18 protein-coding genes are annotated in these 22115 nt (G+C 44.3%); 7 read left to right on the forward strand and 11 right to left on the reverse strand.

All coding sequences use genetic code 11. The features are described from left to right. Nucleotides 1–97 precede the first annotated feature (97 nt). The 5 genes from thrS to ACTJLE_RS04500 form a co-directional block, all read right to left on the reverse strand. A complete protein-coding gene (gene thrS / locus ACTJLE_RS04480) occupies nt 98–2128 on the reverse strand; it encodes a threonine--tRNA ligase (protein WP_479856976.1) in 2031 nt (676 codons plus the stop codon). Nucleotides 2129–2302: 174 nt separating this feature from the next. Continuing rightward, nucleotides 2303–3163, reverse strand: a complete 861-nt coding sequence (locus tag ACTJLE_RS04485; protein WP_481267600.1) for a metal ABC transporter permease — start codon at nt 3161–3163, stop codon at nt 2303–2305. A 9-nt stretch (nt 3164–3172) separates the two neighbouring features. Then, nucleotides 3173–4168, reverse strand: a complete 996-nt coding sequence (locus tag ACTJLE_RS04490; protein ID WP_481267601.1) for a metal ABC transporter permease — start codon at nt 4166–4168, stop codon at nt 3173–3175. Nucleotides 4169–4173: 5 nt separating this feature from the next. Continuing rightward, nucleotides 4174–4896, reverse strand: a complete 723-nt coding sequence (locus ACTJLE_RS04495; protein ID WP_119487149.1) for a metal ABC transporter ATP-binding protein — start codon at nt 4894–4896, stop codon at nt 4174–4176. Between the two features lie 182 nt (nt 4897–5078). Further along, the gene (locus ACTJLE_RS04500) at nt 5079–6260 is read right to left on the reverse strand and encodes a metal ABC transporter substrate-binding protein (RefSeq protein WP_481267602.1); all 1182 of its coding nucleotides are present in this window, start codon (nt 6258–6260) and stop codon (nt 5079–5081) included. Nucleotides 6261–6556: 296 nt separating this feature from the next. Between ACTJLE_RS04500 and ACTJLE_RS04505 the strand changes: the two genes are divergently transcribed. The 4 genes from ACTJLE_RS04505 to ACTJLE_RS04520 all read left to right on the forward strand — a co-directional run bounded on the left by ACTJLE_RS04505 (nt 6557) and on the right by ACTJLE_RS04520 (nt 9983). Continuing rightward, the gene (locus ACTJLE_RS04505; RefSeq protein ID WP_481267603.1) at nt 6557–7564 is read left to right on the forward strand and encodes an ADP-dependent NAD(P)H-hydrate dehydratase; all 1008 of its coding nucleotides are present in this window, start codon (nt 6557–6559) and stop codon (nt 7562–7564) included. Between the two features lie 49 nt (nt 7565–7613). Continuing rightward, entirely contained in the window at nt 7614–8264 is a 651-nt protein-coding gene (locus ACTJLE_RS04510) for an HAD family hydrolase (protein ID WP_481267604.1), read from the forward strand. Nucleotides 8265–8401: 137 nt separating this feature from the next. Beyond that, nucleotides 8402–9334 carry a LysR family transcriptional regulator gene (locus ACTJLE_RS04515; RefSeq protein ID WP_481267605.1) on the forward strand — a complete coding sequence of 311 codons (933 nt, stop codon included), beginning with the start codon at nt 8402–8404 and terminating at the stop codon, nt 9332–9334. Between the two features lie 247 nt (nt 9335–9581). Beyond that, the gene (locus tag ACTJLE_RS04520) at nt 9582–9983 is read left to right on the forward strand and encodes a Panacea domain-containing protein (RefSeq protein WP_481267606.1); all 402 of its coding nucleotides are present in this window, start codon (nt 9582–9584) and stop codon (nt 9981–9983) included. 322 nt (nt 9984–10305) lie between these two features. On the opposite strand, the gene ACTJLE_RS04525 is transcribed toward ACTJLE_RS04520, so the two are convergent. Genes ACTJLE_RS04525 through lepA form a run of 3 tightly spaced genes read right to left on the reverse strand, consistent with a single transcriptional unit; the run spans nt 10306 to nt 14001 of the window. Continuing rightward, complete coding sequence (locus tag ACTJLE_RS04525) at nt 10306–10761, reverse strand: tripartite tricarboxylate transporter TctB family protein (protein WP_481267607.1); 456 nt, start codon at nt 10759–10761, stop codon at nt 10306–10308. A 43-nt stretch (nt 10762–10804) separates the two neighbouring features. Next, a complete protein-coding gene (hemW, locus tag ACTJLE_RS04530) occupies nt 10805–12124 on the reverse strand; it encodes a radical SAM family heme chaperone HemW (protein ID WP_481267608.1) in 1320 nt (439 codons plus the stop codon). Then, nucleotides 12121–14001 carry a translation elongation factor 4 gene (gene lepA / locus ACTJLE_RS04535; RefSeq protein WP_481267609.1) on the reverse strand — a complete coding sequence of 627 codons (1881 nt, stop codon included), beginning with the start codon at nt 13999–14001 and terminating at the stop codon, nt 12121–12123. The genes hemW and lepA overlap by 4 nt, the downstream gene beginning before the upstream one ends. A 228-nt stretch (nt 14002–14229) precedes the next feature. Between lepA and rpsT the strand changes: the two genes are divergently transcribed. Next, nucleotides 14230–14490, forward strand: a complete 261-nt coding sequence (gene rpsT, locus ACTJLE_RS04540) for a 30S ribosomal protein S20 (RefSeq protein WP_119487141.1) — start codon at nt 14230–14232, stop codon at nt 14488–14490. 114 nt (nt 14491–14604) lie between these two features. Here rpsT and ACTJLE_RS04545 read toward each other — a convergent pair whose 3' ends face one another. From ACTJLE_RS04545 to ACTJLE_RS04555, 3 genes are all read right to left on the reverse strand, one after another. Beyond that, on the reverse strand, nt 14605–15318 hold the full coding sequence (locus tag ACTJLE_RS04545) for a trimeric intracellular cation channel family protein (protein WP_481267610.1): 714 nt from the start codon (nt 15316–15318) through the stop codon (nt 14605–14607). Nucleotides 15319–15423: 105 nt separating this feature from the next. After that, nucleotides 15424–16593: a branched-chain amino acid aminotransferase gene (locus tag ACTJLE_RS04550; RefSeq protein ID WP_481267611.1), complete on the reverse strand. Its 1170-nt coding sequence runs from the start codon at nt 16591–16593 to the stop codon at nt 15424–15426. A 243-nt stretch (nt 16594–16836) separates the two neighbouring features. Further along, nucleotides 16837–17454, reverse strand: coding sequence for a 50S ribosomal protein L25/general stress protein Ctc (locus ACTJLE_RS04555; RefSeq protein ID WP_481267612.1), 618 nt, complete (start codon nt 17452–17454; stop codon nt 16837–16839). A gap of 304 nt (nt 17455–17758) precedes the next feature. Between ACTJLE_RS04555 and ACTJLE_RS04560 the strand changes: the two genes are divergently transcribed. Then, the gene (locus tag ACTJLE_RS04560; protein WP_481267613.1) at nt 17759–19810 is read left to right on the forward strand and encodes an AMP-dependent synthetase/ligase; all 2052 of its coding nucleotides are present in this window, start codon (nt 17759–17761) and stop codon (nt 19808–19810) included. A gap of 526 nt (nt 19811–20336) precedes the next feature. Continuing rightward, a complete protein-coding gene (locus ACTJLE_RS04565) occupies nt 20337–22034 on the forward strand; it encodes a CAP domain-containing protein (RefSeq protein WP_481267614.1) in 1698 nt (565 codons plus the stop codon). Nucleotides 22035–22115: the final 81 nt, after the last annotated feature.

Raw genomic sequence — 22115 nt, forward strand, 5'->3', positions numbered from 1 at the left:
TATAAAAAAGCCCACACAACGTTAAGAAGTGCGGGCTTTTTTAGTTAAGATTCATTACACAGAAACTTACGTTAGCGTTTATGTTACCTAACTTAAGTTACTTAGTGTAGCGCTCGAAATCTTCGGCAGTATTCACCTGAACGCGCTGCTTAATAATGGACAAAATCCACTCTTTAGCTTGCGCAACTGGAACACCATTCAACTGGCTACCATCGCGGAAGCGGAAGCTCACAGCATTATTGTTCACATCCTCTTCGCCAGCAATCAAAGTGAAAGGCACCTTAGACTTAGAAGCGTTACGAATCTTCTTGCCAAAGCGATCGTCAGAGCTGTCCATTTCGCAACGAACCATATTCTCTTCCAAATCGCTAATAAACTTTTGCAAGTGTGGAGCAAACTCGTCCGCAACAGGAACACCAGTTACCTGAACTGGAGCCAACCATGCTGGGAACGCGCCTGCGTAATGCTCAAGCAAAATAGCGAAGAAACGCTCAATGGATCCGAAGAGTGCGCGGTGAATCATAACCGGGCGCTGGTGGCTACCGTCAGCTGCAATGTACTCCAACTTAAAGCGCTCAGGCAAGTTGAAGTCGAGCTGAATAGTAGAAACCTGCCAAGTGCGGCCGATTGCGTCACGCGCTTGCACAGAAATCTTCGGGCCGTAGAATGCAGCTCCACCTGGATCGTCCACGAGTTCCAAACCAGATTCTTTAGCAACCTCAGCCAAAGTGTTAGTTGCTTCTTCCCAAATCTCGTCGGAACCAACGAACTTGTGCTCATCCTTAGTGGAAAGCTCCAAGTAGAAGTCGTTCAAACCGAAGTCTTTAAGAAGACCAAGCACAAAGTTAAGCAAGCTCTTCAACTCGTCGCGCATTTGCTCGCGAGTGCAATAAATATGCGAATCGTCCTGAGTCAAGCCGCGCACACGAGTTAAGCCATGCACAACGCCAGACTTTTCGTAACGATACACTGTACCAAACTCGAACAAGCGCAAAGGAAGCTCACGATAAGAACGCTGACGAGACTTGAAGATCAAGTTATGCATTGGGCAGTTCATTGGCTTCAAGTAGTAGTCAGCACCTTGGCGAGTTACGTTACCGTTTTCGTCACGCTCTTCGTCAAGCTTCATTGGAGGGTACATACCATCCTTGTACCACTGCAAGTGGCCGGAAGTTTCGTACAAGCCGCCCTTAGTAATATGCGGAGTTTGCACGAAGCTGTAGTGATGCTTGCGATGCTGCTCGCGCGAATAATCTTCCATTGCGTTAATAATTGCAGCACCCTTTGGATGGAACACTGCCAAGCCTGGACCAATCTCATCTGGGAAGGAGAACAAATCCATCTCTTGGCCAAGCTTGCGGTGATCGCGCTTAGCAGCCTCTTCCATACGAGTTGTGTAAGCCTTAAGCTCTTCCTTGCTTGGCCATGCAGTTCCGTAAATGCGCTGAAGCATAGGATTCTGCTCGGAGCCACGCCAGTAAGCTGCAGCTACACGCTCAAGCTTAAAAGCTTTAATATAGCGCGTGTTTGGAAGGTGAGGTCCGCGGCACAAATCGCTCCAAACCTTGTTTCCTTCGCGATCCACATTGTCGTACATGCTAAGCTCATGCTTGCTGATTTCGCCAGAGGCAGCAGGATCAAGAGCAGCTTCTTTGTCACCAATCAACTCCAACTTATAAGGTTGATTTGCTTCTTCAGCTCGCGCTTCGTCTTCAGTTACAACGCGGCGACGGAAGCTTTGAGACTCTTTAATAATGCGCTGCATATGCTTTTCGATTTGCTTCAAATCGTCCGGCGTAAATGGAGTATCAACATCGAAATCGTAGTAGAAGCCGTCTTTAATTACAGGACCTACGCCCAACTTTGCGTCTGGTCGAATTTCTTGAACAGCTTGAGCCATCACGTGAGTAGCGGAATGACGCATGATTGCGATGCCATCTTCACTATCAAGTGCTACTGATTCCACGGTATCGCCGTCATGAAGAGGCGTGTACAAATCACGCAACTCGCCATTTAAACGCACGGCAATAATATTTTTATCTTCCGCGAAAAGTTCAACGCCAGTGAAGCTTGCATCCACCTCCTTGCGTTCCTCGTTTACGGTGATGGAGATGGTATTTTCAGCCATAATTGTCCTTTTCTATCGGGGTCTTGCGTTACTAATGTGCAGACCTGGACTTGTGTGGCGTCGATAAAACTTACGCGATTAAATAATAAACAAAACGCGCAAAAACGACGTCAATCGCGCGCATTTTTCACGCGCAATTCATTGATACTTTAGGACACACTTAAGACTTAAATACTATGCTGCAACAGATTTGCACTTACGCAAATTAAAAATAAGCCATTCGCCAAATTTAACAATTAAGAAGAAAGCTCCAGCACAAATAGCAATAGTGCCTCCTGCTGAAAGCTTTAATATTACAGCAAGTGCCAAGCCAGTAAGCGCAATTAAAATAGACGAAATTACGCAAGCTAGCACAAACTTATTAATAGACGCGATTCTTCCCTTTAATGCTGCTGCAGGAGCAGCAATAAGAGATACTGAAACAACGGTTCCGACTGCTGGAATAATAACAGAAACTGTTACAATAATCAGAGCTAAAACCATTCCTTGTATAAACCCAGCTTTTCCGCCGGAAGCGCGGTAATTAATCGGATCGAATGAGCAATGCACAAGATTAGCTGCGTTAAAAATCCACAATCCTAAAACAAGCAGAAAAGCTACAGCTGCTGAAATCACGTCTGCAGGAGTGCAATTAAGCAAAGATCCAGTCAAAAATCCTTCAATACGCAAAGGCAATGGAGCAAACCACTTATTCAAAAAGTATCCGCTAGCAAAACCAACAGTAAGAGTAATTCCTGCTGCAGCTTGCGAAGAAATACCTTTAATACGCGAAAGCGCATACATTACGAAAGAAAGCACAACGCATGCAAATGCAGCACCTACGAACAATCCAAGAGACAGCACGTTTTGATCTATTGTGTAAATAGAAGTTAAAACTACGCCAAGAACAGCTCCTGGAAAAGCTGCGTGCGTAATAGATTCTGTAAAGAATATGCGTTGATTTAGAAGAGCTAGTGAGCCTACGAAACCGCATAACGCGCCAACTACAATCGCTTCAACAATTGGGAGCGCAATAATTTGCCAAATACTTACCATTTAAGCCCCCTAACTTTTTTCGATTGAATTGTGCGAATTGTGAGATTCGCAAGATTCGCAAGATTCTAACGTTTCGCAAGTTTCGCAAGTTTCGCAAGTTTCGCAATTTTTATTCGCGCAAATTATTGAAGAAACAAACCGAAAAGCCCAACGCAATATAAGCACAACAACAAACATTGCGCACATGCTTAAAGCGATTGCAGCTTGAGGAGAAATAGGATGATCCAGCTCAAGATTCATAACATACATTCCAAGCACAACGCCAGCAACACCAACCGCAATAGCAACCGCAACCATGCGAGAAACTGTGCGAGAAACTAAGCGAGCGCTAGCGCCCGGAATAATAAGGTATCCAATAACAAGAAGCACGCCAACTGCAGAAGATGCAGAAACAACAACAGCTGCAATACCAACGTTTAGCACAATATCTACAAGTAAAGTGTTAGCACCCATTAAAGGCGCGCTTGCGCGGTCAAAAGCAACAATAGTTTGCTGCTTCCAAGTTGCAATAAGCACAATAATTGCAAATAAACAAATCCACATAGCTTGAGTCATACGTTCGTCAGTAACGTCAAGAAGCCTGCCAAACATAAGCGCTTCAAGCTGACCAGACATATCACCTTTTTTAAGTGAGATTACTACGCCGAGAGCAAAGAAAGTTGTGAGAACCGTAGCAATAACAGATTCGTTAATTTTAGCCGAACGAGAAGCCCACACCAATGCTGCAACCAAAAATACTGCACAAATTGCAGCTCCTGGAATAATGCGATCAATTCCGCCGTACAAAGCTCCAACCACAATTCCGGGGAAAATTCCGTGAACTATAGCTTCCGCATTAAATTCCGCGCATCGTAAGTTTACGAATACGCCTACGATTCCGCTAGCTATAGAAAGAACTATAAGAAGGCAAAACGGTCGGAAAATATAAGGTGCAGACGCAATAAAGTCGAAGCCGGGAATTGGCTCCAAAGCTTGTCTTAACGATTCAACTAATTCGGCGAGCATGAGTATCAGCCTTCCGCAATTTTAGAAAGCGTAAGTCCTGCAGAAGCAGCAGGCACACTTCCACCGTATGCGCAAGTAATATTTTCTTTCGTCATAACTTCTTTAAGAAGGCCAAAAGCAACTTGGCGACCTGCCAAAAGCAACGCTTTTTCACAAATAGCATCCGCAATAACTAAGTCGTGAGTAGAAACAACGAAAGCTATTCCCTCTTGCTTTGCAGCTTTCATAATATTAAGAAGTTCGCGACGATTTGGCTCATCAAGACCGTTAAAAGGTTCGTCAAGCAAAATAAGCGTCGGATGCGCAACAATAGCGCGCGCAAGAAGAATGCGCTGACGCTGACCGCCCGAAAGATCGCCAAATCGAACATCCGCACGATGAAGCAATCCAACATGATTAAGAGCGTCCTCAACGGCTTTTTTCTGATCTTTTTTAAGCAAGCCGAGGAATCCAGTTTGTCTACTTAAGCCCATAGCAACAACTTGACGCGCTGTGATTGGGAATGTTAAATCCAAATCAACTTGTTGCGGCACGTAACCAATTGACAAAGCTTTTGGCATACGCAATTCGCCGTGGCTCACGCGCACAATACCAATAATGGCTTGCAAAAACGTTGTTTTTCCAGAACCATTAGGACCTATTAAAGCCAAAGCCTCCCCAGCTTCCACATTGCCATTAAGCCCAGTTACTACAGTTTTATAACCGTAGGCTAGGTTGCAATCTTCCATTGCAAGGACGCTCTTATTCACTATATTTCCAGTCTTTTTAATTTTAGTATTTTAATTTTGCATTTTAATTTCGTATTTCGCTTTTACGATATTCGTTTTTACGAAAGTCGTTTTACGAAATTCGTTTTTACGATATTTCGTTTTTACGAAAGTCGCTTTTACGATATTTCGCTTTTACGAAATTACTTTTTTAATGCAGCTTTAACCGACTCTGGAAGGTCTGGAACCTTACCATCCCAAGCCTTTACCAATGTTTCAACATTGTGCACAATAGAGCCGATATAAGTTTCGCCAGCAGAACCAACTGGTCCCAAGGAATCACCATAAAGCGCGTCGTCGCCAATAATAGCCTTAACACCTGCAGCGGAAGCCACAGCCTTAATGGACTTGGAATTGTTGGAATTTTCTGCAAAGATTGCCACAGCACCAGACTTCTTCACATCTTCAGCAGCTTTCTTAATGTGATCAGCCGTAGCATCCTGCTGGCTGTTGAAGTCGGAAAGCGCTGCACCAATGAACTTTACATTGTAGTCGCGAGAGAAGTAACCGAATGCGTCATGAGAAGTGAACAGAACGCGATGTTCCTGAGGTACGCTGTTCAAAGCTTCAGTTGCCCAAGCATCCAAATCAGTCAAAGACTTAACGAACTTTTCAACGTGCTCGTCAAAAATCGACTTGCTTGCAGGAAGAGCCTTGCCCAAGAATTCACCAATATTCTTAACCTGAATCATAGTGTTCTTAGTGCTGGTCCAAATGTGTGGATCGTACTGGAATTCAGGCTCCTTTTCGCCTTCCTCTGGAGGGAATGGCCACTTTTCGGCATGAACCTTAGCAATACCGCGGTCAACCTTGTAAGGAAGATTCTTTTCTTTAGCAGCCTCTGCCTTTGGATCCTTAATTTCGTCTGCAGTGAGAATACCGGAAGTTACGCCCATAATGCCCTTGAAGCCGGTTGCTTTTACAGCTTCATCCAAGAAGTGCTCAAGATCAACACCGGAAACAAGCATCAAATCAGCTTTAGAAAGAGCCTTAGACTGGCCAGGGGTCATTTCGTGCTCGTGAGCAGAAGCATTTGGAGCGAGCAAGCAAGTCAAATTGATTGTTGACTTTGCTTTGTTTGCTGGAGCGCCAATAACAGACTTCTTACCTTGGGAATCGGTTTTGTTGAGACTTAAGCCGGAATTTGCATCGGCAGTAGAAGCGATTTGCGTTACGTAATCGCAAATTTGAGTAGTAGTTGCTACAACATTTACTTGTTTGCCTTGAGACTTGTTTTCGGCAGTTTTTGCTGAGCCGCAAGCGCTCATAGAAGTTGCTAACAATGCAACCGCCGCAACAGTTGCGAACATTCGTGATGTTTTCACACTCGTTCCTTTCAGGAATCTTTACTGTTATTGCAGGGTTTTTGATTGTGAGAGGTACTCATGAAATTCGCTCATGAAAAAAATAATCATTCGCAATAACGCTTATAGCATAGAAAAAATATGCACGAGGGTCAATAATATGTCAAAAATTTCTTTATTTTTTTATAAAAGTGCGTGTCGCAAAATTTTAGTCTGCTATAATCGCGATTTTTCTTGAAATCTGCCGAAAAATAGTGTATGTGCTGACTAATACGCTGACTAGTACGCTGACTAATACGCCGACTACAATCATATATATGAGTCCACTTGTGAATTTAGCAACAAAAGATGCCAGTCAATGCTTAAAAATACCGAATCAATCGAGCAATAAGTATTCAAGAGGCGTGCTGGGAGTAATTACCGGATCAAACGAGTACCCCGGAGCCGCAATATTAAGCACGCGAGCTGGAGCAAAAAGCAATATTGGCATGGTTCGCTACGCAGGACCTTTGCGAGCGCAAAACTTAGTATTACAAGCATCCCCCGAAGTAGTTGCGTCAGAACAATTAAGCGGAAAACTTGACGCAATAACAGTCGGATCTGGCATACCGGATGCCGAACATTGCAATAGCGAAAGCACACAAGCGCAAAGAGAACAAATTGCGAACATACTTAAAAACTATGAAAGCGAAAGCAAATCAAACGAAAGCAAATCAAGCAATATTGAATTGCAATCACAAAACTCACTTCCGCCAATATGCGTAGACGCAGGCGCTTTAGATCTGCTTCCTAAAAAAGTTTGCGCGAAAGTAATATTAACTCCTCACGCAGGAGAATTAAGCTCACTTTTTGCTAGATACGATTTAAAAATAAGCGCTCAGGAAATATTGCAAAATCCTGTTGAATACTCTCAAAAAGCGGCAGATCTTACGGGAGCAACCGTGCTTGTTAAGGGAGCTACAACAGCAGTTGCGTCGCCGAATAATTTGCATCTTCCAATATATATTGCTCAATACGGTCCAGCTTGGCTTGCGACTGCTGGGTCTGGAGATGTTTTAGCAGGAATTCTTGGAGCGTTACTTGCGCAACGCGAAAAACAAGACGAAAGCGGCAGAAACTACGCGTTTATTGCAGCAAGCGCCGCAATAATTCACGGAATTGCGGCAGTATTTGCATCAAGAAGTAGCGGCGAAAATAACTGCACTCAAATTGTGCAAGATATATTAAAATCAAAAGATCCGTTAGCTTTGGAACATCCGATTGTGGCAAGCGACATAATTAGCGCACTTCCGTACGTTTTTGAGCTTCTTATAAATATGAGGTAGCGCGCATGAGGTAGCGCGAAATATCAAAAGAAATGAAAAGGAATGCGAAATGACTAACGCACAAAATGTTGAAATACGCGACGTTATGTTTGATTACTGCCGAGTGTTACTCGAGTGGAATTGCCGAAATTGCTTGCAAAAACAGTTTCCGCATTTAGTTGACACAATCTGCCCTAATGGAAGTTTTGGCAAAGATGATTTAGCAGGATTCTACGAGTTTGAAGACAGAATGGACGGCGGAGAGCTGCTAAAAGACCTTATGCCAGAATACGAGCGCCGTTTTGGAAGCGAGCTTGCGTGCGCTTTCCGCTGGTATTGCGCGCATTATGATCAAGTTTTGACTCGCATGATGCCTGGAATGGTTGATTTGCTTCACGATTTAAGAAAAGCTGGATACGGAGTTTGGGGTCTTACGAATTGGTCTAGCGAAACTTTTCCGTTGGCGCTTAAAAAATTCCCGGAGCTTTCAACGCTTTTGCAAGGAACGATTATTTCTGGAGTTGAGCATTTACATAAGCCGCAGCCTGAAATTTTTGAGCTTGCAATGAGTAGATTTGGGCTTAAAGCCGAGCAAACAGTATTCTTCGACGATAAGCCGGCAAATATTGACGGAGCTCATGCTGTTGGAATGCACGGTTTCGTTTTTACTACAGCCGACCAAGCGCGTAAAGATTTGGCATCGATTGGAGTTGAGATTTAGGAGTTGAGATTTAGGAGTTGAGATTTAAGCAATAGTTAGTGCTATGCCGATACCTCTTGGTACATTCGTTAGCGGTTTGTTTTACGTAATTTTTGATTGATATCTCAACTTTTGCTAGCGCACGAAAGAAGCTCAAAATGACTTTGCTACAACTGAAATATATTGTAAAAATCGTTGACTGCGGTTCAATGAATGAAGCAGCACGAGCGCTATATATTTCACAACCTGCGTTAAGCTCTTCTGTAAAAGAGCTCGAAAGAGAGCTTAATATTGAGATTTTTACAAGATCAACTCAAGGAATTGCGCTAACTGCCGACGGAGCTGAGTTTTTAACATACGCTAGGCAGGTAATCGAACAAGCGGATTTGCTCGAGGAACGCTACAAAAGCGCAAAGCCTCGCCCACAATTGTGCAGCGTTGCAACACAACACTACATGTTTGCAGTCGAAGCATTCGTTGAAATGATTCGCAGCATTCATTCCGACGAATACGAATTTTCTATTCGCGAAACGCGCACCAAAAATATTATTAAGCAAGTAAGCGATATGCGCGCAGACCTTGGAATTCTTTATCTTTCCGACTACAACAAAGACGTAATAGGAAAGCTTCTTCGCGAAAAACATTTGGAATTCCACCCACTTTTCCGCGCAAAATTGCACGTTTTTCTTTCAAGGAACAATCCGCTTGCTGTGCGTAAAAGCTTAAGTTTGGATGATTTAAAGCCTTATCCGTTTATTCAATATGAGCAGGGAGAAGAAGGAAGCTTCTTCTTTGCGGAAGAAGCAGTGTGGCCTACTCGCCCACCTAAGAAAATCAACGTTTCGGACCGCGCTACCATTTTGAACTTTATTATTGGATTGAATGGATACACTGTTTGCACTGGCATTGATAACGGCGATTTGAATAACGAGAAAATCGTTACAATTCCGCTTGAATGCGACGATACTATGCTTGTTGGCTGGATTACAAACGAACGTACGAAGCTTTCAAAAGCCTCGCTCGCTTATCTTACGCAACTCAAGTCTGTGCTTGTAAAGCATGGGTATACGCTTATTGATTCTAAAAATTAGATAATGTAATAAAGCGCACAAAATTGCGCACGAAATTGCGCACGAAATTCACGCAAAATTGCGCACGAAATTGCGCAAAAAGTGCATAGGAAAAAGTTATCCACATTTTTTCAATTCTATTGACGCTAATTTTTGCCTTCCATAGAATCCATATTAATTTATTTGCTCTATGTGATTGTTCTATGTGAGGTGAAGGAAAATGAGCATAATAAACATAGCGTTAAAAATATTGGAAATAATGGGTCCAATGACAACAATGAAGTTGCAAAAACTTACCTACTATGCACAAGCTCATAGTCTTGCAACTACCGGATTATCACTATTCCCGGAAGATTTTGAAGCGTGGAAAAACGGTCCTGTTTCGCTTGAATTATTTAAACGTCACCGAGGTAGATTAATTATTAGTAGTTCCAGCTTGCTATTAACAATGAACGAGCGAGCTGTAATGCTAAAAGAATCGCAAATAGAAATAATTAAAACTGTATGTAACGAGCTTGGCGGATTAAGTGGCGAAGAACTTAGCGAAAGAACACACAAGGAAATGCCTTGGATTCAAGCGCGAAAAGGTGTACCAGAAAATAAAGGCAGCGAAGAGATTATTTCGAAGCAGTCGATTCACGACTACTACGTTAAGCATCCTATTGCGTAATTGCACGAAGGTCCAAAAACAAGCTACCAGAGACCGTAACGCAGAAACCGTACTACACCAAGGTCGAATAACGCCGGTCTTCAGACACGCGCGCAGAACGCAATCTGCACCAAGGTCGAATAATCGGCAACTAGAGACCGTAACGCAGAAACCGTAATGCACGAATGTCCGAAGATCACCAACAAAAGGCCCTAACGCAGTACACTTTCTGCGTTAGGGTCTCTAAAGCGCTCAAGCAGGTCGTCAGCGCACATCTTAATTATTAAAAATTTATAAGCGCACTTAAATCAATCTAAATCTAGCTAAATCTAGCTAAATCAACCTAAAGCGCTGTGCCGTGCTCGTCAAGATGCGGATTGCGCTTTGCGTTGCTAAAGCTAAAGAACAAGCCAAACACGCCTAGCTCAAACAGCACTGCAATAGTTATAACAAGCGCAATCGGCTGGCTTGGCAGCCACATAATTACCAAGAACGCAAACGCAGAAAGCAAAAGCACAGCCCAAGAGCACACGCCAATAACCTTGCGAACTGCATTTAAAGTATCATCTCCAGATTCAGCGCGCTGAACGTTTTTAGCAATCTTCTCCTCTTCAGCCGTCACATTAGACGTTGGCTTCCAAGGGCCAGCTCCTCGCTCTTTAAGCCTACGCGAACGTTCCTGCAAGTCATATTCATCAATCATGCCGCCGCGCGCGCGACCTTTCGTCTCATCATATTGAGAAGGAATACCCCTGCGAGCATTCCTTGCTTTAGCACGACGCTCTTTTCGATTCGGCATAATCGTTCCTTTCCGCACTGAATTTCACACAATATGCAATATTTTAGCGCATATCTAGCCCATTTTGGCAAGCTTCAACAATTCTTTCTATTAATAAATCGTTAAGTAGTCTGCCTTTTCGCGTTGCTACTATACGATTTTCGCTAAACGTTGCAAGAGATTCTTCAATAGCTTCTTTTATAGCTTTTTGCAAATAAGTATCGTCAAATTCTCTACAATTTTCGCGCATTTTGCAACATAATTGCGAAACATCAAGCCCTTCTTTAATACGAAGGCCAAGCATTACTTCTTCAATTAGCGCATCCTCGCTATTTATGCACTCGTAGTTTTGCCACGGCACGTTACCTGCGTTAATAGCCTGAGCCCAACGTTTTGGATGCAAAATATCCCATGCACGCAAGTTGTAAAACTCGTTTGAATCAACTAAAGAAGCGTCATCATCCATGCTTTGTTTACTAATGTGATTTGCAGCATTGTAGTGCGAGTGCGCTCCAGGGCCAATTCCAGCCCAATCAATATTTCGCCAGTAGCCAAGATTGTGCTGAGATTCAAAACCAGGGCGCGCCCAGTTAGAAATTTCGTACCACTTTAAGCCAGCATCGCTAAAAAGCTCGTCTGCTAACTCGTATTTTTGAGCTTCGTCGTCATCATCAGGCGCTTGAATAGTTCCGGCAGCAATCTGACGACCCATTTTTGTGCGCGGCTCAACTGTTAGCGCGTACGCGGAAATATGGTTTACTCCTAGACTCAAAGCCATTTCTACTGACTTTCGCCAATCGTATAGGCTCTCCCCTGGAGCGCCATAAATCAAATCAACGCTTGAGCGCAAACCGCATACGTTTGCTGCATTTACGCCTCGCGCAACATTTTCTGGAGTATGCGTGCGATCCAAAGTTTTTAAAACGTGCGGCACAGCCGATTGCATTCCAAAAGATATTCTTGTAAATCCGCCTTCAGCAAGCGTTTCAATATACTTTTCGTCTGCAGTATCCGGATTTGCTTCAGTAGTTATTTCTGCGTTTTTAGACAGTCCCCATAAGTTGCGTATTTCTTGCAAAATTCGCACTAAATCTTGCGCTTTAAGAACGGTTGGAGTGCCGCCGCCAAAGAAAACAGATTGCGCTTCAGGCTCGAAAATTCCGTGATATTCCTGCCATTTTTTAACAAGACGCATCTCTTGAATCGCAACGTCAGCATAGCCTTCGCGACTTGCACCCTCACCCAAATCGCGCGCAGTATACGTATTAAAATCGCAATAACCGCAGCGGCGCAAGCAAAAAGGCACGTGCACGTACACTTCAAAAGGCATAGTCGTAGTTTGCATAGCTGATTTATTTAATTCAGCATCCAACTCTAAACTCATCCTTCAGACTTTTGCGCAGCGCGAATCTTATCTTTAGTATCGCGATCGTTTGCGCTATCGTCCGTAGCCAAAGCCGCAACGAAGGCTTCCTGCGGAACTTCAACGTGTCCGAGCATCTTCATGCGCTTCTTACCAGCCTTCTGCTTTTCAAGAAGCTTACGTTTACGCGTAATATCGCCACCGTAGCATTTTGCAAGCACGTCTTTTCGAAGCGCACTAATAGTTTCGCGAGCAATAATTCTAGAGCCGATTGCAGCCTGAATTGGAATCTCAAACTGCTGGCGAGGAATAAGACCGCGAAGCTTTTTCGTCATCATAACGCCGTAAGAATAAGCTTTATCTCGGTGCACAATCGCGCTAAAAGCGTCAACCTTATCTCCCTGAATAAGAATATCAACTTTCACAAGGTCAGCAGACTGCTCGCCATCCTCGTGGTAATCCAGCGAAGCATAACCTTTTGTGCGGCTTTTAAGCTGATCGAAGAAGTCAAAAACGATTTCTGCAAGAGGAATCCTGTAGTGCATTTCCACGCGGTCGGCACTAATGTATTCCATTGTGCCCATTTCTCCGCGATGCTCCTGGCACAAATCCATTACAGCACCAATAAATTCTTTCGGCGTAATAATATCGGCCGCAACCATCGGCTCAATAATGCGCTTAATTTTGCCTTCCGGAAACTCGCTAGGATTCGTTACGTGATGCTCGCTGCCGTCTTCGCTAGTAACGTCGTAAGTTACGTTAGGAGCGGTAGAAATAAGATCCAAGCCAAACTCGCGGCTTAAACGCTCGGAAACAATCTCCATGTGCAAAAGACCCAAGAATCCGCAACGGAAGCCGAAGCCCAAAGCAACCGACGTTTCTGGTTCGTAAAGAAGAGCAGCATCGTTAAGTTTTAGCTTGTCAAGAGCATCTCGAAGTTCCGGGAATTGCGCGTTGTCGATTGGGAACAAGCCCGCATAAACCATAGGCTTAGGGTCGCGGTAGCCGTCCAAAGGTTCTGATGCTGGATTTGCGGCGCTTGTAATAGTGTCGCCGACTTTAGATTGACTTACGTCTTTTGCGCCAGTAATTACGTATCCAACTTCGCCCGCTCCAAGCGCTTTAGTTGGAGTCATATCTGGGCTAATAACGCCGATTTCAATAGGATCGTGCGTCATGCCGATTCCCATCATATGCAGCTTTTCGCGCGACTTAAGTTCGCCATCAACCATACGAATATATGTAACGATTCCGCGATACGAGTCGTAGACGGAGTCAAAAATAAGCGCGCGAGCAGGAGCAGAAGGATTTCCGGTTGGAGACGGAACTTCCAACACGATTTGATCAAGTAAGTCCTTAACACCTTCGCCGGTTTTACCGGACACGCGTAGAACGTCCTCCGGCTTGCATCCGATTAAGCCCGCGATTTCTTCAGCATGCTTGTCTGGCTCTGCGCTTGGCAAGTCGATTTTGTTAAGCACAGGAATAATCGTCAAATTGTGGTCGATTGCCATATAAAGATTAGAAAGCGTCTGCGCTTCAATGCCTTGAGTTGCGTCAACAAGCAATACAGCACCTTCGCATGCTGCAAGCGCGCGAGAAACTTCGTAAGTAAAATCGACGTGACCAGGAGTATCAATCATGCCGAGCGAATACTCTTTGCCTTCAAAGGTCCACGGCACTCGAACAGCCTGCGATTTAATAGTAATTCCGCGCTCTTGCTCAATATCCATGCGATCAAGGAAGCGGTCGCGCATTTCGCGCTCCGGAACGATTCCGGAAAGCTGCAAAATGCGGTCAGCTACAGTAGACTTGCCGTGATCAATATGCGCAATAATGCAGAAATTGCGTATCAACGACTGATCCGTAAATCCTGGCTGGTTATGCGGTGTAATCAAAGCAAGCATCTCCTTACTAAATACGCGGATAGTATTAAATTGCGCAAGCTACGCAAGTAATCAATCTTACCAACTCTACTACCCTAATTTAGTGGAACAAAAGCCGGAAAAACTCGCGCCACATTAAGCAGGAACACCCAAAACAAAGAAACTAATAAAGTTATCCAATAAGCATGATATGCTTACGCTTTGTATGTCCTTATATAGCAAACGTCGTTTGGAGTAACAGTGGCAAACATTAAGTCGCAGAAGAAGCGCGTTCTCACTAACGAGAAGGCACACAAGCGTAACGTAGCAGTAAAGTCTGCTTTGAAAACCGCTATTCGTGCTACTCGTGAAGCCATCACCGCTGGTGATAAGGCTGCTGCAGAGGCCGCTTTCGCAGTCGCAGCTCAGAAGCTCGACAAGGCTGCAGGCCGTGGCGTGATTCACAAGAATCAGGCTGCAAACCGCAAGTCTGGTCTTGCTGTAGCGATTAACGCTCTGTGAAGTTTGTGCAGGTAACTGCATAACACAGCATGTAAGGAAAATCCCCAGTGCCAATTGGTGCTGGGGATTATTTTTTAGCTTTTAGTGGCGACGCTTATTTCCGCTTATTTCCGCTTATTTCCGCTTATTTATTTTATTACGTCGAATTTTCGGACCACGCACTTTAATAGGCTCCGTGCGATTCATTGCGCCGAATAAAGTCAAGTCAAATTTTACAGATAGCAAGCGCATTGCAACTACCAGCGCAACAATAAGCATATCTAAAATAATTTCAACAGTTACGCCAAAGAAACCAGCGTGTTTTGCTTTAACTACAAAAACCGTAAGAACGCAACCAACTGCAGCCGGAACAGCGTACCAATGCTTATCTCGCACAATAACTGGAACTTGGTTCAAAATCATGTCGCGAATCAAACCGCCTCCCAAAGCGGTTGCCATTCCTAAAAATACTGAAGTCGTGCCCGACATGTGAAAATCTAAGCCCTTTGCTGTGCCATTTACAGCAAATAATCCCAACGCGAGCGCATCAATCGTAAGCATAAACCAACGCCATTTATCGATCTCCGGATGCGCAACAGCAACAATTATGCCGGAAAGTAAGCCAGCAATCACAAAACCGTGATCTGCAATTCCAACTGGCGGTAGCGCTCCAAGTAAAACATCGCGCACAATTCCGCCACCCAACGCAGTAATCCAAGAAGTGGTAATAATGGCAAAAACATCGTACTTTTTACGAATAGCCCACAAGCCGCCAACCATTCCGCAGCATCCCACAGCAACGTATTCGACTATTAGAAAGAAGATGTTATCCCCTAATGCGCCTTCCACAAATTACCCCTTCGAAACAATAAATAGCAAAATAAACAAAAAAATAAATAGCGCGCCGCACCTACATATGAATCTACATACATAGAGTGCGACGCGCCAATTAAATTAGTCGCAAACTTTCCACATCCAGTTGTGCTTGTCTTCAACATCGCCAAGCTGAATGCCGAGAAGCTCGTCGCGCAAAGCCTGAGTCAACTCGCCAACGCCACCGTCAGAAACCTTAAGATCGAAGTCATCTGACTTAAAGCGACCAATTGGCGTGATGATTGCAGCAGTACCGCAAGCGAAGACTTCCGTAACTTCGCCGGAACGAATGTCGTCAAGCAAGCCTTGAAGCGGAATCATAGTTTCAACAACATCATGGCCAGCCTCTTTAGCAAGCTGAATCAAAGAACGACGCGTAACGCCTGGAAGAATGCTGCCAGTAAGAGATGGAGTTTCCAAATGGCCATCCTTGTGGAGCGCAAACATGTTCATGCCGCCAAGCTCTTCCAAGTAAGTCTTAGTTGCAGCATCCACGAAGCAAACCTGCTCGCAACCATGCTCAATACCCTTGTATTCACCAAGCAAGGAAGCAGCATAATTTCCGCCGCACTTAGCGAAACCGGTACCACCAGGGCCGGTGCGGAACCACTGATCTTCAACCCAAATGCTAACAGGCTTCAAACCACCCTTGAAGTATGGGCCGGATGGAGAAGCAATAACGCAATATTCAACCTCGTGAGCTTCGCGCACACCAAGGAACGGCTCGGAAGCAAACATGAATGGACGCATGTAAAGAGTGTACTCGCGGCGGCTTGGCACCCACTGCCTATCTCGCTTTACCAAAGCTGCAACAGAACCAATAAAGTCGTCAATAGAAAGATCTGGCAAATACAAACGCTTAGCAGAATTTTGGAAACGAGCAGCGTTAATATCTGGGCGGAACAGCCAAATAGAGCCGTCGGCGCGCTTGTATGCCTTCAAACCTTCGAAGCATTCCTGAGCGTAATGCAAAACGGATGCGCCTGGATCCATCTTCAATGGTCCGTAAGGCTCTACGCGACGATCAGACCATCCTTCGCCTTTAGTCCAAGACATGTGAACCATATTGTCGGAGAAAATCTGACCGAAAGCAGGCTTATCAATAAGTTCATTACGCTTTGCATCCGAAACTGGATTATCGTTAGGCAGAACTTCAAAGTTGCCAGCCAATTTGTTCAACAGAGCAGGATTGCTATGATCATCGGATTCATAGGCATCAGAAAACTCTGGAGCGATTTCTAAATCAGCCATTATGTCTCTTTTCTATCTGTATTATTTATGCTTGCTTTTATGGCAATTAACGTATAGATTAATACGATTCTTGCTTTTAGCAAATCTTACACGCCAAAATTTTTAAGAAATATTTTAAGAAATATTTTAAGAAAGCGAAATTTTTATTAAGAAGACACGTTGATTTTTATGCAAAAAGCCGCATAAGTATTGAACTCATGCGGCTTAAAAATACTTGAAATATTTTTTATAAATTAAGCAAGCTTACTTTTCTTCAGCAGCTGCGGCAGGAGCAGCGGCAGCAGCATCTGCAGCAGGAGCAGCAGCCTCGGCTGGAGCAGCATCTTCAGGAACGGTAACGCTGACGACGGATTCTTCGCCATCCATGTCGAGCTCAACGCCTTCAGGAAGCTTAACGTCCTTAGCGAACACCTTGGTGCCGTCGGTCAAGCCATCAACATTAACAACAATGCGCTCTGGCAAGTTGGCAACGTCTGCACGAACCTTAAGCTCCTGAACGTCAACGAATGCAACAGCAGCACCCTTTGGAGTACCTTCAACGAAGACTGGAACTTCAACATCAATCTTCTCGCCAGCCTTAACTTCGTAGAAGTCAATGTGCTCAACAATGCGCTTAACAGGGTTGCGCTGAACGTCCTTAACAACAGCAATGCGAGATTCATTGCCGAACTTAATAGTGAACAAAGCGTTAGCGTGACGCAAAGCCAAAGTGGTTTCACGCATTGGAAGAGTAACGTGTACTGGATCAGCACCGCCAGCGTAAAGGCTTGCTGGAATCAAATTTGCAACACGCAAGCGGCGAGCAACGCCCTTACCAAACTCGTTGCGAACTTCGCCTTCAAGAGTAATCTTTGTAGCCATATCGGTCTCCTTATGGTCTGGATAGTTTTGTTTTTAAATCCAGCTTCAGGCGCACCGACGCGCCGAAAACCATAGGTGGCATCAGCCCAGTCGATAACGGAACTTTGCTAACAGCCGTCAGCATATTCCCTCGCCAAAGCAACTTTTCTAGTATAACGACATGTGGAGACTTAAAAAATAAAATTGCACACAAACCGACAATGTTGTCTATTGAACACACAAACGATTATTATATATAGCAGTACTAAGCGCACTACACCACGTGCGTTTTAAAAAGCCATTTTGGCATGATGAAGGAGCAGATGTGTCTGTCTTTAACACACTCCAACAGCAAGCATTTAATCTTGCTCGTAAAGCATTGCGCATTGGAAGTAATTTCGCACACCCAGTCAGCGATGACCGCACAAGCGAAGCAGATTTTATAAAAGAAGAGCAAGATTCAGCATCGAATACTCTACTTTCGCAAAAGCCGCATTTTCCACGCGTAGACGAGTGGGGTGCGCAAATGCCAACAACCACGTTTATTGACCCGGAAACTGGCTTACTTACTACTAAAACAGAAAGCGGCGCGCCTTTAGACGAAGGCACAAGCATTTACGACTTGTATGCAGATCGTGCAGCAAGAATGGGCGACGAGCCTCTTTACACTTACAAAGAAAACAATGAGTGGGTCACAAAAACCGCAAACCAGTTCCTTAAAGAAGTGCGAGACACCGCAAAAGGCTTAATGCACTACGGCTTAAATAAGGGAGATTCCATAGCACTTATGTGCAAAACATCCTACGAGTGGGATGTTGCGGATGCTGCGGTTATGGCTTGCGGCGGCGTGCTCGCTACTATTTACGACACTGATTCAGCAGAGCAAATTCGAAATATTGTTAATAATTCCGATTCCAGATTCCTTATTGTTGGCACTACCGACATGCGAGATAAAGCAGAAGGCGCTATTGAAGAATGCCCAAGCTTGGAACGAATTATTTGCATTGAAACAGGCGGATTAGCTGAACTTCAAGCATTCGGATACTCAGTTAGCGACGACGAATTGGATGCTCGAATTGACTCCGTAAAGAAAACCGATTTGTGCTCTATTGTGTACACTTCCGGCTCTACTGCCGCACCAAAGGGCGTGGAAATGACGCACGAACACTACTGCACCACGGCATTAAATCTTCCTGTTTATTTGCCAGAATTGCTTAGTGAAAAAGATGGTTCCGTGCTTTTGTTCCTTCCTCAAGCGCACTCTTTTGCTCGCGCAATCAACTACATTGTTGTTGCAAGTAATTTGCGAATTTACATTGCTCAAGGCATTTCTACATTAATTTCCGATTTGCAAATTGCAAAACCTACGGTTATGATTGTGGTCCCTCGCGTGCTTGAAAAAGTTTATAATGCTGCTTCGCAAAAAGCAGGACATGGCGCTAAAGGCTTAGCATTCCAAGGCGCTGTTGTTACAGCACAGCAGTACATGAAGGAAGTTCAAGATTTTGGCGACGCAAAAGCTCTTACAAAAGCTCGTCGCACAGCTTACGATCCTCTTGTTTACCGTCCTCTTCGCCAAGCTCTTGGCGGGCGCGCGCGTTGGATTGTTGCGGGAGGCGCTCCACTTGATCCGGAACTTCTTGCATTCTTCCGCGGCGCAGGCGTTCCTGTTTACGAAGGCTACGGTCTTACAGAAACCACTGCCCCATGCGCATTCACTCCTATTGGAGTTCCTTTCCGCGAAGGCTCTGTTGGTATTGCATTCCCAGCTTTTACGTTGCGAATTGCATCCGACGGCGAAGTGCAGATTAAAGGAAATTGCGTATTCAAGAAGTATCACAAGAATGATGAAGCAACCGAAACTTCGTTTACAGAAGATGGATGGTATGCTACTGGTGATTTAGGCCGAATTGACGACGAAGGCATGCTTTATATTACCGGCCGTAAGAAGGATTTGATTATTACAGCCGGCGGTAAAAACGTTGCTCCTGGCCCTATTGAAGAGATTATTAAGCGTTGCGAAATAGTTTCTCAAGCTCTTGTGCTTGGAGATAAGCGTCCGTTTATTTCCGCTCTTATTGCTTTAGACGAAGAAACCTTGCGTAACTGGCTTAAAGTAAAGGGATTAGACGCAAACATGAGTATGGAAGAAGCCGCTCGTAACGCTGTGGTTCGTTCCGAAGTACAAAAGTTTGTTGATATTGCTAATGAAGGCGTGTCTAGAGCTGAATCTGTGCGAAAGTTCATTATTTTGCCGGAAGAATTTACTCAAGAAAATGGCTTAATGACAGCGTCTATGAAGATTATTCGACCGCGCGTTATCAAGCGTTACGCAACGCTTCTTAATACGCAAATGTATACTTCGCGCAAAAAATAGTTATTAAATTAGAATCTAAGCTTTACCCCGCTTTTGGAAAGTTTTAAAATTTTAAGCTCTTCAAACGCGGGGTAAATTTTATAGTTTGCTTTATATTTTGTTTAATGTGGCGCGAGTTTTGGGGAATTTCTCTCCTCGCAAGTTCCCGTCCTTCGTCGCTCTAGCTGTTAAAGAGTTTACTGTCTGCTTTGTTCTTAAAAGAACGTTGCTTCCTCAGTCCTCTTTTATTGCTCGTAGAGAAATTCCCCAAACTCTGCGTGTTTAATCTTTAATAACCGTGTTTTATCGCAGAGATTTTTCGATTTTTCTTCTTCGCTCGGCTTGTCAGCAGCCTTCGGCTCTGACGTCCGCCTTCGTTCAGTGCGAAAAATCTCAAATCTCTACCACACGAGTATCCACATGAATGAATGACGAAGCAAACAAAATGTAAAATAACCTATAAAATCAAATTCGTTTACACTGTTCCATAGTCTGATTAAAATATTGCGAGTATGGGTGTAATCCTACAAAGAGAAAGAATATAATTATGGTTAAAAAAACTACAAAATCTATGAATGCTTTTTCCAAAAAGCTTACTGCTGCAAGCATAGCTACAATTCTTGCTGGCGCATCTATTTCAATGTTTGGATTTGCAGCAAATAGCGCATACGCAAGTGAATACGATAAAACATCAACTGGGTTTAACAAGAACGTAAATTTTGGACCAGACAATAGAGATGACTATCCTACCGGCTTAGCTACACCAGGTAAAACTAATACAACTCAACAAAGTAGCGTAGAACAAACAGCTGCTGGGCTTTTTAAGAGCGCAATGAACGATTCTTCTCTTACGCAAGAACAGCGCAACGATGCTCGTGACGCATACGAAACTTTGACCGGCAAAATGGATAAGCCAGACTGGTATGATTCAAAAGTGACGCTTGGAAAGGGCGAAGAATACCCTGATTCCACTACTCGCTTAAAGAATGCTATATCGTATATGCGCGCGCTTAACACTTACCGCCAAAGCCGCGGATTAAATCCTCTGGGCGTAAGCCTTAAGCTGACAGCTTGGTCAATTAATGACTCCTTCTTCTCTGCAAACCAACGCGCTCACGCCATGCACTATCAGTCTTTCGAAAACTTGGCTTGGGCTGATTACGGCGACGGCACATACAACGGTGGCACAACTCCTGAAACTATGACCGGCGCAATGAAGCAGTGGATTACTAATGAAAAGAAGATTTACGACGAGTACAAGGCAAGAGGTGAGGAGCCACCAGCAGAAGAAGTTGGACATTATACGAACTTCATCGATGATTCGCTTAAGTCAATGGGCTTCACAACCGGAAACATTAGCACAGCATACCGTAGCATTGCTACATGGAATGCTAGGATGGATGACGCTCCTTTCACCGTTGACGAGTACGAACAGCTTATTAACAACTACTTAAGCGGCAAAGCTGGTTCAGTAACTCCAAATCCAGAGCCTGCAAACCCAGAGCCTGCAAACCCAGAGCCTGCAACTCCTGAGCCTGCAACTCCTGAGGTGACTCCAGAGGTAACTCCTGAGGTAACTCCTGATGTAACCCCTGAAGACTATGACTTCTCCGACTTCAACTGGTCGGTTCTTGAAGACGTTCCGGGAACAACCCCAGAAGTGACACCTGAAGTAACCCCTGAAGTAACACCAGAGGTAACCCCAGATGTAACCCCAGAGGTAACTCCTGAAGACTATGACTTCTCCGACTTCGACTGGTCAGTTCTTGAAGACGTGCCAGAGTTGACTCCAGCTATAACCCCAGAAGTAACTCCTGAGGTAACTCCAGAGGTAACTCCAGAAGTAAAACCAGACGCATATGACTTCTCCGACTTCGACTGGTCAGCTCTTGAAGACGTTCCAGAGTTGACTCCAGCTATAACTCCTGAAGTAACTCCAGAAGTAACACCTGAAGTAAAACCAGACGCATATGACTTCTCCGACTTCGACTGGTCAGTTCTTGAAGACGTTCCAAACGAAAACACTCAAAGCAAGTCAAAAGAAGTTGATCTTTTAGGCGATGCCACAAGCGCTGATTCTTCCAGCAAAGACACCAACGCAGATGACATTGACCTTTCAGGCATTGATTTGCAGGATTATGATACGAGCGCTCCAGAAGCAGCAACAGCAAAAGCTCCAACTGCTTCTCCTGCACCTGCAGTAACAACTTCTAATGCAGATGGACTCGACGCTTTCATTATCTGATTAATTATTTAGTTAATAAATAAAAAATTAAGCTGTGCAAGGTTTCTGCTTTGCACAGCTTTTTTATTATTTCCGCACACT

It is taken from the genome of Gardnerella sp. CCPDSM, assembly GCF_056754715.1.

What these genes read in the sequence shown, in the direction of transcription:
- thrS (WP_479856976.1), bottom strand. Translation starts at nt 2,128, where the DNA reads ATGGCTGAAAATACCATCTCCATCACCGTAAACGAGGAACGCAAGGAG.
- ACTJLE_RS04485 (WP_481267600.1), bottom strand. Translation starts at nt 3,163, where the DNA reads ATGGTAAGTATTTGGCAAATTATTGCGCTCCCAATTGTTGAAGCGATT.
- ACTJLE_RS04490 (WP_481267601.1), bottom strand. Translation starts at nt 4,168, where the DNA reads ATGCTCGCCGAATTAGTTGAATCGTTAAGACAAGCTTTGGAGCCAATT.
- ACTJLE_RS04495 (WP_119487149.1), bottom strand. Translation starts at nt 4,896, where the DNA reads ATGGAAGATTGCAACCTAGCCTACGGTTATAAAACTGTAGTAACTGGG.
- ACTJLE_RS04505 (WP_481267603.1), top strand. Translation starts at nt 6,557, where the DNA reads ATGAGTCCACTTGTGAATTTAGCAACAAAAGATGCCAGTCAATGCTTA.
- ACTJLE_RS04510 (WP_481267604.1), top strand. Translation starts at nt 7,614, where the DNA reads ATGACTAACGCACAAAATGTTGAAATACGCGACGTTATGTTTGATTAC.
- ACTJLE_RS04515 (WP_481267605.1), top strand. Translation starts at nt 8,402, where the DNA reads ATGACTTTGCTACAACTGAAATATATTGTAAAAATCGTTGACTGCGGT.
- ACTJLE_RS04520 (WP_481267606.1), top strand. Translation starts at nt 9,582, where the DNA reads ATGACAACAATGAAGTTGCAAAAACTTACCTACTATGCACAAGCTCAT.
- ACTJLE_RS04525 (WP_481267607.1), bottom strand. Translation starts at nt 10,761, where the DNA reads ATGCCGAATCGAAAAGAGCGTCGTGCTAAAGCAAGGAATGCTCGCAGG.
- hemW (WP_481267608.1), bottom strand. Translation starts at nt 12,124, where the DNA reads ATGAGTTTAGAGTTGGATGCTGAATTAAATAAATCAGCTATGCAAACT.
- ACTJLE_RS04550 (WP_481267611.1), bottom strand. Translation starts at nt 16,593, where the DNA reads ATGGCTGATTTAGAAATCGCTCCAGAGTTTTCTGATGCCTATGAATCC.
- ACTJLE_RS04555 (WP_481267612.1), bottom strand. Translation starts at nt 17,454, where the DNA reads ATGGCTACAAAGATTACTCTTGAAGGCGAAGTTCGCAACGAGTTTGGT.
- ACTJLE_RS04565 (WP_481267614.1), top strand. Translation starts at nt 20,337, where the DNA reads ATGGTTAAAAAAACTACAAAATCTATGAATGCTTTTTCCAAAAAGCTT.